The organism is Micromonospora citrea (genome assembly GCF_049629545.1).
In the GTDB taxonomy this organism is placed as follows: Bacteria; Actinomycetota; Actinomycetes; order Mycobacteriales; family Micromonosporaceae; genus Micromonospora; species Micromonospora citrea_A.
In genome coordinates this window covers 25,991-42,421 of record NZ_JBNADX010000032.1, presented here as the reverse complement: position 1 = coordinate 42,421, position 16,431 = coordinate 25,991, and the positions used below count along the sequence as shown (strand labels likewise).

Below are 16,431 nucleotides of genomic sequence, written 5' to 3'. Positions count from 1 at the left end.
GGCCGGATCATGTGGGGCGGCGGCCCTTGAGCCTGCGCCCCAGCTCACGGGCGATCTCCCGGTTGGCGTCGCGCTCGGCGAGCGCCTGCCGCTTGTCGTACGACCTCTTGCCCCGGGCCAGGGCCAGCTCGACCTTGGCCCAGCCGTTGCTGAAGTACATCGACAGCGGCACCAGCGTCACGCCGCCGTCGCGCAGCTTCTCCAGGATCCGGGCGATCTCCACCCGGTGCAGCAGCAGCTTGCGGGTGCGCCGGGGCTGGTGGTTGGTCCAGGTGCCGAAGCCGTACTCGGCGATGTGCAGGCCGTAGAGCATGATCTCGCCGTCGCGTTCCTGGGCGAACGCGTCGACCAGCGACACCCGTCCCTCGCGCAGCGACTTCACCTCGGTGCCGGCCAGCACGATCCCGGCCTCGTAGGTCTTCAGGACGGTGTAGTCGTGCCGGGCCTTCTTGTTGGAGGCGATGAGTGTGCGCCCGGTCTCCCTGGCCACGGCGACCTCCCCGGTGAGCTGCGGACCGGGAGCAGGATACCCGCCGGCGCCGCCCGGGGAGGCGACGCCGGCGGGCGTCGGGCGGGTCAGACCCGGCACTGCCAGGAGTACGCGTCGCGGAAGCTGACGAAGCGTTCCACGGTGGCGTACCCGAAGGTGGTCTCGCGGCACGCGGCGAGCACGTCGACGTCCGAGTACGTCGGGCCGCCGCGACTGTAGGTCACGCACCGCCAGTCGTAGACGGTCGTGCCGAGCAGCGCCGCGTCGGAGTGGCCGGTGGCCTGGCACCAGCGACGGAAGTCGGGGGCGACCACGTCGGCCCGCACCCGCCAGCAACGCACCGACGTCGGGTCGTAGAAGTCGCCGATCCGGTCCACCGCGCTGTCGGTGGCGTACGTCCACCGGCAGGCGGCGTCGAACGTCAGGCCGGTGCGGCGTCCGTCGGCGGTGCGGCAGTGCCAGTCGTACGCGGTGCCGCCGGTCAGCACCGCGTCGGACGCCCCCTGCGAGCGGCAGTACGCGGACAGGTCGAGCCCGCCCAGCTCCTGAGGCGGTAGTGGTGACGCGTTGGCCGGGGCAGCGACGGCCGACGCGGTGAGCAGGGTGAGGACGACGGTGGCGAGGACGCGCAGGACACGGTGCAGCGGGCGCATGGTGCTCCTTCCGGTTGCCGGGTCGTACGGATCGGGGTGCCGGCCGGCGGGCGGGCCGGACCGGCGTCCGGGACCTGCCGGGCCGGTGGTGCGGCGGCGGGGCCGGACGGGGACGGGGCGGCGGAGGCGGGTCAGCGGTCGCACGGCCACACGCCACGGAAGCCGACGGTCCGGTCGCGCACGGTCTGCACGGTGCCGGCGGCGGCCACGGTGAGGCGGCGGTTGTCGATGTCGAAGCAGCCGGCGTCGCTGTCGGTGTACGCCTGCTCGACGTGCGTCCAGTCGCCGAGCGTGTACTTGTACTCCAGTTCGGTGCCGGCGGGCACGGTCAGCACCACCCGGTACGGCCCGGTGGGCGGGTCGACCCGCCGCATGCGCTGCCCGGCGGGGTCCCAGTCGGGCAGGCCGGCGCCGAGACGGCTGAGCGTGCCGGCGAGGTGCACGCCGCGCTCGTCGATCAGCGGCACGCCCGGTTGCGCCCCGGCCGAGAGGACCAGCCGGGTGGTGTCGCCGGGGCGGCCGGTGGCGGCGCGCACCGCGAGGTCGACGTCGAGCACCCCACTGCCGCAGCCGCACTCCTGCGGGTACGCGGTCGGCCGGGCGGTGCTCCGCAGCAGCGCGGTGAGCTGGGCGGGGGTCAGGTCGGGACGACGGTGGAGCAGCAGCGCCGCCGCGGCGGCGACGTGCGGCGCGGCCATGCTGGTGCCGGTGTACTCGGCCCAGCCGTCGCCCTCGGCCACGGTGCGTCCGGTGTTCACCGTGGAGAGCACCCCGCGGGTCCGGTCGCCGCCGGGTGCGGCGATCTCCACGGCGGCGCCGAAGTTGGAGTAGCCGGCCCGTTCGCCGGTGACCGTGCTGGCCGCGACGGTGACCACGCCGGCGCAGCCGGCGGGGGAGTAGTTCGCCGCGTCGGCGCCGGAGTTGCCGGCCGACACCACCACGCTCACGCCCCGGGCGACCGCCTGGTCGATGGCGGCCTGGGTGGCCGGGTCGCAGCTCACCGAAGCGCCGAGGCTGAGGTTGAGCACCCGGGCCGGGGTCGGGTTGGCCGGCACCCCGGGCACCTCGCCGCCGGAGGCCCAGACGATCGCGTCGACCATGTCGGCGGTGGTGCCGCCGCAGCGGCCGAGCACCCGCACCGGCTGGATCCGGGCCGCCGGGGCGAGTCCGGCCACCCCGGCGCCGTCGTCGCGGCGCGCGGCGATCGTGCCGGCCACGTGGGTGCCGTGCCAGCTGCTGGGGCGGAACGTCTCACCGCAGTCGCCGGGCTCCTCCCAGTCACCCTGGTCGGTGGCGTCCGGGTCACGGCCGTCGCCGTCGCGGGCGTCGGCCGGGTGGCTGACGAAGTCGTAGCCGGGCACGAGGTTGGCGGCCAGGTCGTGGTGCGCGGTGACACCGGTGTCCAGGACCGCGACGGTGACGCCGGAGCCGTCGGCGCCGGTGGCCCAGGCCGGTTCGGCGTAGACGCCGCCGAGAGGGTCGTGCAGGTCCCACTGGTCGTCCCAGCGGGTGTCGTCGGGGGCGTCGGTGACGGCGGGACGTACCCGGGTGTCGGGGCGGGCCCAGGTGACGTCGGCGCGCTGGCGCAGCCGGTCGAGGACGGCGCGGGCGGTGCCGGTCGGCAGCGGCCGGTCGGCGCGGACCAGCAGGTCGCCAGTGGCCAGGACCCGGACGACGGTCAGCCGCGCCCCGGTGTCGCGGCCGACGGCGGCGAGGTCGTCGGTGAGCCGGGCGGGGTCGGTGGCGCGGGCGGTCCGGGCACCGGTCGGCGTGCGGGCGCCGACCAGGAACGAGGTGACGGCGCCGCCGGTCGGCGGCGGCTCGGCGGGCCGCGCCACGGCGGGTGCCGCGGGCAGCAGGGCGGTGGCGGTCGCGAGCGCCACCACCAGGTGCATCGGGGTACGGAGGAACACGTCTCTTCCTTTGCGCTCGGGCGCGGGCCCACGCACCGCGGGCCCCGGCACCACGCTAGGAGTCTCTGCAAGAACTTGGAAGACCAATGAAATATCAGTCACGAGAAGAAAGAGTTTCCATAATCTTGCGAAAGTGAACGACCGTCCACACGGTGGGATCCACTGTGTCCCGCCGTCCGGGCGGTAGGGTCGGCGACCGTGACCGCGGCCGACTTCCTCACCACCACCCGCGCCTCGTACGACACGATGGCGACCGACTACACCGAGTTCGTCGCCGGCCATCTGGCGGCCCAGCCGCTGGAGCGCGCCCTGCTCGCCGCCTTCGCCGAGACCGTGCGCACCGGCGGCGGTCCGGTGCTGGAGGTCGGCTGCGGCAATGGCCGGATCACCCGGCACCTGAGCGACCTCGGCCTCGACGTACGCGGGCTCGACCTCTCACCCGGCATGATCGCCGAGGCCCGCCGGCTCCACCCCGACCTGCGCTTCACCGTGGGCTCGATGCTGGACCTCGACCAGCCCGACGGCACCCTCGCCGGGCTGGTCGCCTGGTACTCGGTCATCCACCTGCCCGACGACCGGCTGCCCGAAGCGTTCGCCGGGTTCCACCGGGTGCTCGCCCCGGGCGGCCACGTGCTGCTCGCCTTCCAGGTCGGCGACGAGCCGGTGCACCGCACCGACGCCTGGGGACGCCAGGTCGACCTCGTCTTCCACCGCCGCCGCCCGGAGCGGGTCGCCGCCCTGCTGGAGGCCGCCGGGCTGGAGGTGCGGGCCCGGCTGTGCCGGGAGCCCGAGCAGTGGCAGGGCAGCCCGGAGCCCACCGCGCAGGCCTACCTGCTGGCCCGCCGGCCCCGGTGACGACCGGGCGTGACCGGACCGCCACGGCGGCTCGTATCCTTTGCGCGGATCCCAGAGGGGACCGGAACCACCGGATGAGGAGGTTGGTGTGAGCAGCCGGACCGAGACGTTGGAGTTCCAGGCCGAGACGCGTCAGTTGCTGCAGTTGATGGTGCACTCCATCTACTCGCACAAGGACGTCTTCCTGCGCGAACTCGTCTCCAACGCCTCCGACGCGCTGGACAAGCTGCGGCTGGAGTCGCTGGTCGACAAGGACCTCGACGTCGACACCTCGGACCTGCACGTCGAGATCTCCACCGACGCCGAGGCGCGGACGCTGACCGTGCGCGACAACGGCATCGGGATGTCCCGCGAGGACGTCGTCTCGCTGATCGGCACCATCGCCCGCTCCGGCACCGCCGAGCTGCTGCGCAGGCTCAAGGAGTCCAAGGAGGCGGCCAGCCAGGAGCTGATCGGCCAGTTCGGCGTGGGCTTCTACTCCACCTTCATGGTCGCCGACAAGGTCACCCTGGTCACCCGCCGTGCCGGCCAGGCAGAGGGCACCCGCTGGGAGTCCACCGGCGAGGGCACGTACGTGGTGGAGACCGTCGACGACGCCCCGCAGGGCACCACGGTCACCGTGCACCTCAAGCCGGCCGACAGCGAGGACAACCTGCACGACTACACCGACCACGGCAAGATCCGCGAGATCGTCAAGAGGTACTCCGACTTCATCGCCTGGCCCATCCGGCTCGTCACGGCCGACGCCGAGCCGGCCACGCTCAACTCGATGAAGGCGCTGTGGGCCCGCCCGCGCGACGAGGTCGCCGAGGAGGAGTACCGCGACTTCTACCGGCACGTCAGCCACGACTGGGCCGACCCGCTGGAGACCATCCACATGCGCGGCGAGGGCGTCTTCGAGTACGAGGCGCTGCTCTTCATCCCCTCGCACGCCCCGTTCGACCTGTACATGGCCGACGGCCGCCGGGGCGTCCAGCTCTACGTCAAGCGCGTCTTCGTGATGGACGACTGCGCCGCGCTGATGCCCAGCTACCTGCGCTTCGTCAAGGGCGTGGTGGACGCGCACGACCTGTCGCTCAACATCTCCCGGGAGATCCTCCAGCAGGACCGGCAGATCCAGGTGGTCCGCCGCCGGCTGGTGCGCAAGGTGCTCGCCACCGTCAAGGAGCTGCGCACCGCGCACGCCGAGCGCTACCGCAGCTTCTGGTCCGAGTTCGGCCGGGTGGTCAAGGAGGGCCTGCTGGAGGACCCGGACAACACCAAGGCGATCCTCGACATCGTCTCCGTCGAGTCCACCCACGACGCCGCCGAGCCCACCACCTTGCACGACTACGTCGCGCGGATGAAGGAGGGACAGGGCGAGATCTACTACGCCACCGGCGAGAGCCGGGCGACGCTGGAGAACTCGCCGCACATGGAGGCGTTCCGGGCCAAGGGCTACGAGGTGCTGCTGCTCACCGACCCGGTCGACGAGGTGTGGGTCGAGCGGGTCGGTGAGTTCGACGGCAAGCCGTTGCGGTCGATCGCCAAGGGCCAGGTCGACCTCGACACCGAGCAGGAGCGCGAGGAGGCCGGCACCCAACGGGAACGGCAGGCCAAGGAGTACGCCGACCTGCTGACCTTCCTCGGCGGCGCGCTCACCGACACCGTGAAGGAGGTCCGCCTCTCCTCCCGGCTGACCACCTCGCCTGCCTGCATCGTCGGCGACGCGCACGACATCACCCCGACCCTGGAGAAGATGTACCGGGCGATGGGGCAGGAGGTGCCGGCGGTCAAGCGCATCCTGGAGCTCAACCCGACCCACCCGCTGGTCACCGGGCTGCGTGCCGCGTACGAGCGCGACGCCGCCGACCCGGCGCTGACCGAGACCGCCGAACTGCTGTACGGCATGGCGCTGCTCGCCGAGGGTGGCGACCTCGCAGACCCGGCCCGGTTCGCGCGGGTGCTCGCCGACCGGTTGGCCCGTACCCTCTGACCTGCCCGCGGCCCGGGGCCGGACCTCGCGTCCGCCCCGGGTCGCACCGGCCGCCCGACCGGCCGTGCCCCGGGTGGCGGCGGGTGGGCACAATGCGCTCATGCGGGCAGGACGGGGGTACGGCATCGCGGTCTGCGCGGTGGTGCTGGCGGCGCTGCTCACGGGTTGCGCGGCCGGCGACGACGACGCGGACGCGCAGCGCCGGGCGAGGGAGCAGGCCCGGGCCCGGCTGACCGAGGTGACCGGTGCGATCGCGCGCGACCGCCCCTGGGAGGCCGATGAGTTCGGACGCCTGGTCACCGGCCGGGAGGGCGTCGACCTGATGAGCCTCGACGGCACCACCCGGCAGGAGGGGGCCGGGGTGTCGCTGGTGGTCCGGGTCCGTGGCGAGGCGATCGTCCTCGACTGGAACGGCGCCGAGTCCGCCCGCGCCGAGGTGACGCTCTGCCACCGGCTCGGCTACCGGCCCGACGACCAGGTGGATCCGGTGACCGAGGTGGACTGCCCGCCCACCGCGCCGATCACCCCACGTCCCGCCCCGAGCCTGCCGTCGGGCACCGACGAGCGGCTGCGCCGCTCGCTGCCCACCGGCCCGGCGGCCACCGAGGACTCCGTCGGCGCGGCCGTCGACCGGCTGCGGCTCGATGCCCGGGTACGGCGGGACGTGGCGACCGCCGACGGCGCGGTGGGCCTGGCGCTGCGCGAAGGTCGACGCGGATCGTGCCTGCTGGCCAGAGTGGTCGGTGACCGCGTCGAGGTCTGGCGACCGCCGAGTGTCCTCATGCAGCCGGGTGAACTCACCTGCGACGGGCGCACCGCGGCCCTCGGCCTGGGGCAGAGGGACCCGAGTTGACCGGGCATTGTGCACGGCTGCCGGACGTCCGCAAGCGGGAGCCGGGAGCCCTCGCCTGACCGGGTGAAGAACCTCTCAAGAAGTGGGCATTACGCCGAAACGCTTCCTAACGTCGATCTGGTCCGCGATCGCGGACACCGGGGTCGGTAACGCCTAATCCATGCCGCCGACCACGGACCTTGTCAGTTGGGCATGGAGCGGGGGACCCACACGTTCCTCGGTGCACGTCACCTCGGGGTGAAGCCGCCACGGCGGCCGGGCTCCTCGGCCCGAACCCGACAGCTCACCTCGTCGGCGTGGAGGATCACACATGGCAACTGCATACACCGCCCGTCACCGACGGGTCAGCTCGCGCCGCGTCGCCGTCGGCACGCTCGCCGTCGGCGCGGTCACCGGGGTCGCCGCCGTGCTGGCGCCGGCCGCCCCGGCCAGCGCCGCCAGCGTCAACTGGGACGCGATCGCCCAGTGCGAGTCCGGCGGCAACTGGCGCATCAACACCGGCAACGGCTACTACGGTGGCCTCCAGTTCTCCCAGAGCACCTGGTCCGGCTACGGCGGCAAGAAGTACGCCGCCCGGGCGGACCTGGCCACGCGTGGCGAACAGATCGCGATCGCCGAGAAGGTGCTCGACGGTCAGGGCATCGGCGCCTGGCCGACCTGCGGCAAGAAGGGCGGCTCGACCAAGAGCTACGCCACCAAGTCGGAGAAGTCGCAGAAGTCGCAGAAGTCGGAGCGGCGCTCCGAGCCGCGCCGGACGGCCAAGGCCACCACCGAGCGGTCGACGCGTACCGAGCAGCGCGGCAGCCGCAGCCAGCAGCGCAGCGCCCCGGCGGCCGCCGGCGACACCTACGTGGTGCGCAGGGGCGACACCCTGTCGCAGATCGCCGAGGCGAAGGACCTGGCCGGCGGCTGGCAGGCGCTGTACGAGCGCAACCGGCGCGTCGTCGGCGCCGACCCGGGCCTGATCTTCCCGGGCCAGAAGCTCAGCCTCTGACGCACCACCGCCCCTGCGGGGCACCGCACCACCGACGCCCGGCCGGTCTCCCGTACCGGCCGGGCGTCGCCGTCCACGTCCCGCCCCGCTCGGGTGAGGCGTTCCGCGCCGGCGGGAACGCCTCACCCCGGCAGGTCGCCGAGCAGGACCGGGCGGCGGGAACGGTGGGCCAGCTCCTCGGCGACGTTGCCGAGCAGCCGCTCACCGAGCCCGTGCCCGGACCGGCCGACGACGAGCAGGTCGACGTCCCGGGCGTCGGCGACCGCCAGCAGCGCGTCCACCGGGTGACCGGCGATGATCTCGGTGCTCGGCTCGGGCAGCCCGGCCGGTAGCCCGGCGACCCGCTCGTCGAGCATGCGCCGGGCCCGTCGGTCCTCCTCGGCGGCCTCGACGTCGACCAGGTCCGGGCTGGTCACGGCGACGAGGACCAGCTCGCCGGCCGTGCCGGTGAGCGCGCGTACGACGGTGCGCAGGGCCCGGTCGGAGTCCGCCGACCCGTCCAGCCCCACCAGGACCCGCAGCCCGGCGCCACGGCCCGATGGCGGGCGGGAGCGCACGTCCACCCGTCGGGTGCCGGCCCGGCCGCGCTCCACGGCGATGGGCACGAAGATCGGGCCGAGCAGCCCACCGACCAGGTACCACAGCAGATTGCGGTGCCCGCCCCGGGTGACGAACACGGCCGCGGTGACCAGGCCGACCGCCAGCCAGACCAGCACCGCCAGGACGACCCACCACACCTCACCCATCGTCACCCCCGGTCGGTCCGCCGTCACGCGCGACTACCCGGCCCGGCGACGGGTAAGCCGCCCGTCCGGCGGGGAGGGGGTCGCGTGGCACGGGAGTTCGTCAACTGGTCCGGCAGTCTCGCCTTCACCCCGGCCGAGTACGCCGAGCCCGCCGACGAGGACGAGGTGCGCCGCCTGGTGGCGCGCGCCCGTGAGTCCGGGACGAAGATCCGCCCGGTCGGCTCCGGCCACTCGTCGAGCCCGCTGGTGCGCACCGACGGGATCCTGGTCAGCCTGGACCGCCTCGCCGGCGTCCTGCACGACGACGGCGACCTCGCCACGGTCGGCGCCGGCACAAAGCTCAAGGCGCTGGGTGAGGGGCTCTACGAGGCGGGGCTGGCCATGGACAACCTCGGCGACGTGGACTACCAGTCGATCGCCGGCGCCACCGCCACCGGCACCCACGGCACCGGCCTGGGCTTCGGCAACCTGTGCACCCAGGTTTCCGGCGTACGGCTGGTCACCGGTGCCGGCGAGGTGCTGGACGTGTCGGCGGCGAGCAACCCCGACCTGCTGCCCGCGGTGCGGTTGTCCCTGGGCGCCCTGGGCGTGGTCACCCAGGTCACCCTCGACGTGCAGCCCCGCTTCGAGCTGCACCGCCGGGCGTGGTGCGCGCCCGTCGACTGGACGCTGGACCATCTGGCCGAGTTGCAGCACACCAACCGCAACATGGACTTCTACTGGTACCCGCGCAGCGACCTGACGCAGATCCGCACGATGAACCGGGCGGACGGGCCGGCGCCGGGGCGGCCGTGGGCCACGCCCCGGGTCCCCGAGTCCGCGCCGTGGGCCGTGCCCCGGGAGGTGCGGGTGGGGCCCACGCACCGCACCATTCCCCGCCACCGGGAGCTGCGGTTCGAGGAGATCGAGTACATGCTGCCGGCGGAGGCGTTCCCCGCCTGCTTCGCCGAGGTCCGCCGTCGGGTGAAGGAACGCCACCGCCGGGTCGCGGCGTGGCGGGTGCTGGTGCGCAGCATCGCACCGGACGACATCTGGCTGAGCAACGCCTACGGCCGGCCGACCATCACCATCGCCTGCCTGCAGAACACCACGCTGCCCTACGAGGAGTACTTCCGGGACGTGGAGGCGGTCTTCCGGCAGTACGGCGGACGGCCGCACTGGGGCAAGAAGCACTGGCTGACCGCGCGTGAGCTGCGCCCGCTCTACCCACGCTGGGACGACTTCCAGCAGGTACGGCGGCGACTCGACCCGGACGGGATCTTCCTCACCCCCGACCTGGCGCGGCTGCTGGAGGAGTCGTGATGGCGGGCGTCGGCGCGCTGGTCTGGGTCGTCCCGGGCGGGCACATCCCCTTCCCCGGGCACGGCCCGGAACCGCAGTTCACCGGATTCGATCAGCTCTGCGTCCTCAACGGCACCGACACCCCGGCCGAGCTGGCGCTGGACGTCTACTACGAGGACGCCGACCCCGTCGGGCCGTACCGGATCCTCGTCGAGGCCCGACGGATCCGGCACGTCCGCGTCAACGACCTGATCGACCCGGAGGCGATCCGCCTCGACCGGCCGTACGGGCTGGTGCTGCGCTCCCCGGTGCCGGTGGTGGTGCAGTTCCTGCGGCAGGACACCCGCCTGCCCGGGGTGGTCGCGTTGACCGGCACCATGGCGTACCCGGTGTGAGGTTCGTCGGGTCCCGGGCCGGGTACCCGCGCCCATGCGGGTCACGGCGCGGACGGCGGACGGGACGGGACCGCTCGGACGACTCCGGGGCCGGCTGTCGGGCATCGGCCGGGACAGCTACCGACGGCTGCAGACGTACCTGATCGTCGCGGTCCAGGCCGGCCTGGCCGCGGCCCTGGCGTGGGTGCTGGCCGGGCGGGTGCTCGGCAACCCGGAGCCCACCTTCGCCCCGGCCGCCGCGGTCGGTGTGATCGCCGCCGCCCTCGGCAACCGGACCCGGCGCACCGTGGAGCTGATCGTCGGCGTGGTCCTCGGCATCACGGTCGGCGACCTGCTCATCGCCGTGTTCGGGACCGGCCCGTGGCAGACCGGGGTGATCGTCTTCCTCGCCATCACCGGCGCGGCGCTGGTACGCGGCACTGGCGCGCTGATGACCCAGGCCGGCGGTACGGCCGTGCTGATCGCCACGCTCACCCCCACCGCCCCCGACCTGGAACTGCCCCGAACGGTCAACGCCCTGGTCGGGGGAGCGGTGGGACTGTTCGTGGTGCTGGTCCTCGCGCCGCTCAATCCGCTGCGCACCGTACGGCGGATCGCCGACCCCGCGCTGGACCTCTTCGCCCGGGAGATGAGCGCCTCGGCGCGGGCCCTCGCCACCGGCGACGCCCGCGACGCCGAACGCGTGCTCGACCGGATGCGGGCCGCCGAGGCGGAGCTGAGCCGTCTCGGCGAGGTGGTCGCCGCGGCGGACGAGGTGGTGCGCTACTCCCCGGTGCGGTGGCGTCGCCGCAGGGCGCTGGCCGCGTACCGCCGTGGCGTCGAACACATGGACCGGGCGTTCCGCAACAGCCGGGCGCTGGTGCGGCGGATCGGCACCACGCTGCGCGACGGCGAGCCGGTGCCCGCCGGGCTGCCCGCCGCGGTCGAGCACTTCGGGGAGGCGGTCCGTCTGCTGCACCGCGAGTTCCTCGCCGCCCGCGAGCCGGTACGGGCCCGGGACCGGGTGCTCACCGCCGTGCGGGAGGCCGGTGCGGCGTGCCGGCAGGACGTGGGCTTCTCCGGCACGATCGTGGTGTCGCAGCTGCGTACGGCCGCCAACGACCTCCTGCGGGCCACCGGGGTGCCGCGGGACGAGGCCCGGCGGATGGTTCGCCGCGCCGCCGCGGGGCACTGAGGTGGTGGCCGGGCGAGGCTCCACCGGGCCGTGTCCCGCCGGAGTGGATAGGGTTGGATCAGGTGTGCCGGGAAGTCTGGTCGGCGATGGATGACGCGTTCCCTGCCGACGAGGAGTTTTCGTGACCGACGCCACTCGGCGCCGCCCCAGCCTGTTCGCCCGCCGCTCCTGGGGCGAGACCAGCCGCATCTCCGCCATCCTGCGCAGGGAGACGGTGGGCGGCGCGCTGCTGCTCGTCGGGGCGCTGCTGGCCCTGGTCTGGTCGAACTCGCCCTGGGCCGAGGGGTACCAGTCGCTGCGGGACTTCCGGCTCGGTCCGGCGTCCCTGCACCTGGACCTGAGCCTGGCCACCTGGGCCGCCGACGGCCTGCTGGCGATCTTCTTCTTCGTCGCCGGACTTGAGCTCAAGCGCGAGTTCGTCGCCGGTGACCTGCGTGATCCGCGTCGCGCGGCGGTGCCGGTGGCGGCCGCCGCCGGCGGGGTGGTCGTACCCGCCCTGATCTACACCGTGATCGCCGCGGGCGCGGGGGGCGGCGCGGCGAAGGGGTGGGCGATCCCCACCGCCACCGACATCGCCTTCGCCCTGGCCGTGCTCGCCGTCATCGGCCGGTTCCTGCCGTCGGCGCTGCGCACGTTCCTGCTCACCCTGGCCGTGGTCGACGACCTGCTGGCGATCGTGATCATCGCGATCTTCTACACCACCGACCTGTCGGTCCTGCCGCTGCTCGGCGCGCTGGTCCCGCTCGTGATCTTCGGGCTGCTGGTGCAGCGGCGGGTCCGGTCCTGGTGGCTGCTGCTCCCGCTGGCAGCGGTGACCTGGGTGCTGGTGCACGAGTCCGGGGTGCACGCCACCGTGGCGGGCGTCCTGCTGGCCTTCACCGTCCCGGTGATCCGTAGTGGGGGTGCCGGCGGCCCGGACGCGGGCCCCGGGCTGGCCGAGCACTTCGAGCACCGGTTCCGGCCGGTGTCCGCCGGCATCGCGGTGCCGATCTTCGCGTTCCTCTCCGCCGGCGTGACCGTCGGCGGCTTCGCCGGCCTGGTCACCTCGCTGACCGATCGGGTCGCCCTCGGTATCGTCGTCGGCCTGGTGCTCGGCAAGCCGATCGGCATCCTGGCCGCCACCTGGCTGGTCTCCCGCTTCACCCGGGCCGACCTGGACGAGGGCCTGAACTGGCTCGACGTGCTCGGCCTGTCGCTGCTCGGCGGGATCGGCTTCACCGTGTCCCTGCTCATCGGCGAGCTGGCCTTCGGGCTGGGCAGCGAGCGCGACGACCACGTGAAGGTCGCGGTGCTCGCCGGGTCGCTGCTCTCCGCGCTGCTCGCCACGGTGATCCTGCGCTCCCGCAGCCGGTTCTACCGCCGGGTGCACGAGATCGAGCAGATCGACCGCGACCGCGACGGCGTCCCGGACGTCTTCGAGACGCCCACGGACGGAACCGCCGGGCGGTGATCCGCCGGCGGGAGCCGGCTCAGTCGCTGGTCGCGAACCGTTCCACGCTGTCGATCGGGCCGACGACGAGGATGAGGTCGCCGTGGGCGAGCACGGTGTCCGGGGTGGCGTGGGTGAACTCCGGCTTCCGCCCGGCCAGGGTCGCCTGCGGCTTCACCGCGACGACGGTCACGCCCCAGCGGCTGCGTACCCGGGACTCCCGCAGCGGCCTGCCGACCACGTCGCGCGGCGGGGTGGTCTTGATCACCGCGAAGTCGGCGTCGACCTCGACGTAGTCGAGGATCCGCCCGGAGAGCAGGTGGGCGACCCGCTCACCCATGTCGTGTTCGGGCGCGACCACCTTGGTGGCGCCGACCCGGGTCAGGATGTGGCGGTGCTGGTCGCTGATGGCCTTGGCCCAGATGTCGGGAATGCCGAGTTCCGACAGCAGGCTGGTGGTGAGGATGCTGGCCTGGATGTCGGTGCCGATGGCCACGACGGCCCGGTGGAACTCGGCCACGCCCAGTTGCCGGAGCGCCTCGATGTCCGTGGAGTCGGCGGTGATCACGTGCGGCAGGCTCCCGGACAGCGCCTGGACCACCTTGGGCCGGCTGTCGATGCCGAGCACCTCGGTGCCCCGGTTGGTCAGCTCCAGGGCCAGGGCGCTGCCGAAGCGGCCCAGGCCGATGACGACCACGGGATCGTTCGGTGTGTCAGCCAACGATGGTCCTCTCCTCGGGTAGTTCGTAGCGGCGGGTCCGGTCGCGCAGCGCCAGCGCCGAGGCCAGGGTGAGCGGCCCGATCCGGCCGGCGAACATCAGCACGGCCAGCAGCAGGTCCGCCTGCGGGGGCAGGCTGCCGGTGATCCCGGTCGACAGGCCGACCGTGGCGAACGCGGAGACGACCTCGAACAGGATCGGCTCCAGACCGTACGAGGTCATCGCGACCAGCGCGAACGTGGCCGTCGCCACGGCGGCGGCGCTGAGCAGCGCCACCGCCAGGGCCTGCCGCTGGTTGCTGGGCGGGATCCGACGCCGGCCCACGTTGACATGGGTCTCGCCGCGCATCTCCGACCACAGCACGAACGCCAGCAGTCCGAAGGTGGTCACCTTGATGCCCCCGGCGGTGCCGGCGCTGCCCCCGCCGATGAACATCAGCACGTCGCTGGCGAGCAGGCTCTCCGGTCGCATCGCCCCGATGTCGACGCTGTTGAACCCGGCGGTACGGGTCATCGTCGAGGCGAAGAACCCGGCGAGGAACTTCTCCGGCGCGTTCAGCGGCCCCAGGGTCCGCGGGTTGGTGTACTCGGCCAGCGTGAACACCAGGGTCCCGAGGAGCAGCAGGGTGGCGGTGAGCGTGACGGTGAGGCGGGTCATCACCGACCACAACGCCGGCCGGCGCCAGCCGCGCAGGAGTTCGAACACCACGGGGAACCCCAGCCCGCCCAGGATCACCGCGGTGGTGACGGTCAGGTTGATCCATGGGTCGGTGACGTAGCGGACGAGGCTGTCGGCGTTGGTGGAGAAACCGGCGTTGTTGAACGCGGAGATCGCGTGGAACACGCCGTGGTAGGCCGCCGCGCCGAGCGGTTCGTCGTAGGTGGTGGCGAACCGCAGCGCCAGCGACACCGCCACGACCGCCTCGCTGATCAGGCTGAACAGTACGATCCGCCGGACCACGCCCCGCACGTCGGTCAGGCTTAGGCTCCTGGTCTCGGCCTGGGCGAGGAACCGCGCGCGCAGTCCGAGCCGACGGGAGAGCAGCACGGTGAACAGCGTCGCCAACGTCATGATGCCCAGGCCGCCGACCTGGATGAGCAGCAGGATGACCACCTGCCCGAACCCGGACCAGTAACTGCCGGTGTCGACGGTCACCAGCCCGGTGACGCAGACCGCGGAGGTCGCGGTGAACAGCGCGTCGACCAGGGGCGCCCGCTGCCCGGACTGGGTGGCCGCCGGCAGTGACAACAGGGCCGTGCCGGTCGCCACCGCCGCGCCGAACCCGGTGCTGATCACCTGGGCCGGGTGCCGGAAGCGGTTGCCGTTGTGCTTCCACGCGGGCAGCCGCCTCAGCATCGGCGCGCCGCGCCCGCCGGCCGGCCCGGGCCCGACTGTCCTGCCGGCGCACCGCGCCGGGCCGTCATCGCCACACGCCGGATCATCGCATGTCCGTGCCGGCGGGGGCCGTCGGGCCGGGATGCCGGGTCCGGGCCAGGCTGACGCCCTCTCGGTTGCGGCCGGGGCTTATGATCACCGGGATTCGTGGAGCGCCGGGAAGCCTGGTCGGCACCGTGACCCGTCGTGCCTCCCGGAGGTTGCCGTGCTGCTGTTGTCCTTCGCCGTCGTCCTGCTGGCGGCGGTGCTCGTCTCCGCCCTGGCCCACCGGACGATCCTCTCCACCGCGGCGCTGTTCCTGGTGGCCGGCTTCGTGCTCGGTGAGGACACCGGCGGGGTGCTGCACCTGCGGGCGGACTCGCCGATCGTGGCGCAGCTCGCCGAGCTTGCGCTCTTCGCCGTGCTGTTCACCGACGGGATGCGGGTCGGCTGGGCCGACCTGCGCTCCGCGTGGCGGCTGCCCGGGCGTGCGCTGGGCTGGGGCCTGCCGCTGACCCTGCTGGTCACCGCCGTGCTGGCGCACTACGTCGCCGGGCTGGACTGGCCGGAGGCGTTGCTGGTCGGGGCGATCCTCGCGCCGACCGACCCGGTGTTCGCCGCCGCCCTGGTCGGCAACGACAAGGTGCCGGCCCGGCTGCGACACCTGCTGAACGTGGAGTCGGGCGTCAACGACGGGTTGGCCCTGCCGTTCGTGGTCGTGCTCCTGGCCGTGGCCGCCGGCTCGGACGACCTGCACCTGGGGGAGTTGGCGACGGAACTGGCCCTCGGACTGCTCATCGGCGTGCTGGTGCCGTTGCTGGCGATCCGGCTCGAGCGGACCCGCTGGTTCGCCGCGTCGGCGGCGTACGCCCCGCTCAACGGGGTGGCCATCGGGCTGCTGGTGCTGGCCCTGGGCAAGGCGACGCACGGGAACCTGTTCCTGGCCGCGTTCGCCGCCGGCATCACCGTGGCCACCTTCGGGCCACGGCAGCGGACCGCGTTCGAGCACTTCGGCGAGAACGTGGCCGAACTGCTGAAGCTGGCCGCGCTGCTGGTGTTCGGGGCGTTGATCTCGGTGGAGTTCCTCGGGGAGATCTCCTGGGCCGGCTGGGTGTTCGCCGTTCTGGCGATCGTCGTGGCCCGGCCGGTCGCGCTGGGGATCTCCTTCCTGCGTTCGGGGCTGAGCCTGCGGGAGCAGGCCGCCGCGATGTGGTTCGGGCCCAAGGGGTTCGCCTCGGTCGTCTACGGGCTGCTGGTGCTGGAGTCCGGCATCGCGGCCGCGGACGAGGTGTTCCACCTGGTGGCGTTGACCATCGTGATCTCGATCCTGGCGCACTCGTCGACCGACGTGGTGGTGGCCCGGGCGTTCGACGACACCCGCGACACCCCGCACTGGCACGGGGTGCTGCACCGGCTCCGCTCGCGGCGCGCGGCGAACGGGCCGGCGCGGCGTGCCGACCGGCGGGCGGGCGAGACGCTGACCGGCGACGCCTCCACCGGCGACGCCTCCACCGGCGACGCCTCCACCGGCGGTGCGCCGGTCGGCGACGCCGCCCCGCACGGGCGGCCCGGCACGACGT

At 73.4% G+C, this 16,431-nt stretch carries 14 protein-coding genes, 1 pseudogene and 1 riboswitch; of the genes and pseudogenes, 9 read left to right on the top strand and 6 right to left on the bottom strand.

Annotated features, from left to right (window positions below; all coding sequences use genetic code 11):
- Positions 1-7: 7 nt before the first annotated feature.
- The 3 genes from smpB to ACPFP2_RS26310 form a co-directional block, all read right to left on the bottom strand.
- Entirely contained in the window at positions 8-490 is a 483-nt protein-coding gene (gene smpB, locus ACPFP2_RS26320; protein ID WP_424092408.1) for an SsrA-binding protein SmpB, read from the bottom strand.
- 86 nt (positions 491-576) lie between these two features.
- Positions 577-1,143 (bottom strand): hypothetical protein, encoded by a 567-nt coding sequence (locus tag ACPFP2_RS26315; protein ID WP_424092406.1) that lies wholly within the window; start codon positions 1,141-1,143, stop codon positions 577-579.
- Between the two features lie 131 nt (positions 1,144-1,274).
- A complete protein-coding gene (locus ACPFP2_RS26310) occupies positions 1,275-3,056 on the bottom strand; it encodes a S8 family serine peptidase (protein ID WP_424092405.1) in 1,782 nt (593 codons plus the stop codon).
- Between the two features lie 198 nt (positions 3,057-3,254).
- On the opposite strand from ACPFP2_RS26310, the gene ACPFP2_RS26305 reads away from it, so the two are divergent.
- From ACPFP2_RS26305 to ACPFP2_RS26290, 4 genes are all read left to right on the top strand, one after another.
- The gene (locus tag ACPFP2_RS26305) at positions 3,255-3,911 is read left to right on the top strand and encodes a class I SAM-dependent DNA methyltransferase (protein WP_424092403.1); all 657 of its coding nucleotides are present in this window, start codon (positions 3,255-3,257) and stop codon (positions 3,909-3,911) included.
- An 88-nt stretch (positions 3,912-3,999) separates the two neighbouring features.
- A complete protein-coding gene (gene htpG, locus ACPFP2_RS26300; protein WP_424092401.1) occupies positions 4,000-5,886 on the top strand; it encodes a molecular chaperone HtpG in 1,887 nt (628 codons plus the stop codon).
- 100 nt (positions 5,887-5,986) lie between these two features.
- Positions 5,987-6,739, top strand: coding sequence for a hypothetical protein (locus tag ACPFP2_RS26295; RefSeq protein WP_424092399.1), 753 nt, complete (start codon positions 5,987-5,989; stop codon positions 6,737-6,739).
- Between the two features lie 141 nt (positions 6,740-6,880).
- Positions 6,881-7,051: riboswitch (cyclic di-AMP (ydaO/yuaA leader) on the top strand.
- Positions 7,050-7,733 (top strand): transglycosylase family protein, encoded by a 684-nt coding sequence (locus tag ACPFP2_RS26290; RefSeq protein ID WP_424092397.1) that lies wholly within the window; start codon positions 7,050-7,052, stop codon positions 7,731-7,733. It overlaps the preceding riboswitch by 2 nt.
- A gap of 122 nt (positions 7,734-7,855) precedes the next feature.
- Here ACPFP2_RS26290 and ACPFP2_RS26285 read toward each other — a convergent pair whose 3' ends face one another.
- Complete coding sequence (locus ACPFP2_RS26285; RefSeq protein WP_424092395.1) at positions 7,856-8,506, bottom strand: universal stress protein; 651 nt, start codon at positions 8,504-8,506, stop codon at positions 7,856-7,858.
- A gap of 57 nt (positions 8,507-8,563) precedes the next feature.
- On the opposite strand from ACPFP2_RS26285, the gene ACPFP2_RS26280 reads away from it, so the two are divergent.
- The 4 genes from ACPFP2_RS26280 to nhaA all read left to right on the top strand — a co-directional run bounded on the left by ACPFP2_RS26280 (position 8,564) and on the right by nhaA (position 12,779).
- Complete coding sequence (locus ACPFP2_RS26280) at positions 8,564-9,781, top strand: D-arabinono-1,4-lactone oxidase (protein ID WP_424092393.1); 1,218 nt, start codon at positions 8,564-8,566, stop codon at positions 9,779-9,781.
- Positions 9,781-10,155, top strand: a complete 375-nt coding sequence (locus ACPFP2_RS26275; protein ID WP_424092391.1) for a sensory rhodopsin transducer — start codon at positions 9,781-9,783, stop codon at positions 10,153-10,155. Before ACPFP2_RS26280 ends, ACPFP2_RS26275 begins: the two co-directional genes overlap by 1 nt.
- Before the next feature lie 34 nt (positions 10,156-10,189).
- Positions 10,190-11,329, top strand: coding sequence for an FUSC family protein (locus ACPFP2_RS26270; RefSeq protein ID WP_424092389.1), 1,140 nt, complete (start codon positions 10,190-10,192; stop codon positions 11,327-11,329).
- A 121-nt stretch (positions 11,330-11,450) separates the two neighbouring features.
- Entirely contained in the window at positions 11,451-12,779 is a 1,329-nt protein-coding gene (nhaA, locus tag ACPFP2_RS26265) for a Na+/H+ antiporter NhaA (RefSeq protein ID WP_424092387.1), read from the top strand.
- Positions 12,780-12,798: 19 nt separating this feature from the next.
- On the opposite strand, the gene ACPFP2_RS26260 is transcribed toward nhaA, so the two are convergent.
- Positions 12,799-13,479 (bottom strand): potassium channel family protein, encoded by a 681-nt coding sequence (locus ACPFP2_RS26260; protein ID WP_424092385.1) that lies wholly within the window; start codon positions 13,477-13,479, stop codon positions 12,799-12,801.
- Positions 13,472-14,833 carry a TrkH family potassium uptake protein gene (locus tag ACPFP2_RS26255; RefSeq protein ID WP_424092383.1) on the bottom strand — a complete coding sequence of 454 codons (1,362 nt, stop codon included), beginning with the start codon at positions 14,831-14,833 and terminating at the stop codon, positions 13,472-13,474. Before ACPFP2_RS26255 ends, ACPFP2_RS26260 begins: the two co-directional genes overlap by 8 nt.
- Before the next feature lie 244 nt (positions 14,834-15,077).
- Between ACPFP2_RS26255 and ACPFP2_RS26250 the strand changes: the two are divergent.
- Positions 15,078-16,310, top strand: a pseudogene (locus ACPFP2_RS26250) (cation:proton antiporter); the annotation flags it as partial.
- Positions 16,311-16,431 lie beyond the last annotated feature (121 nt).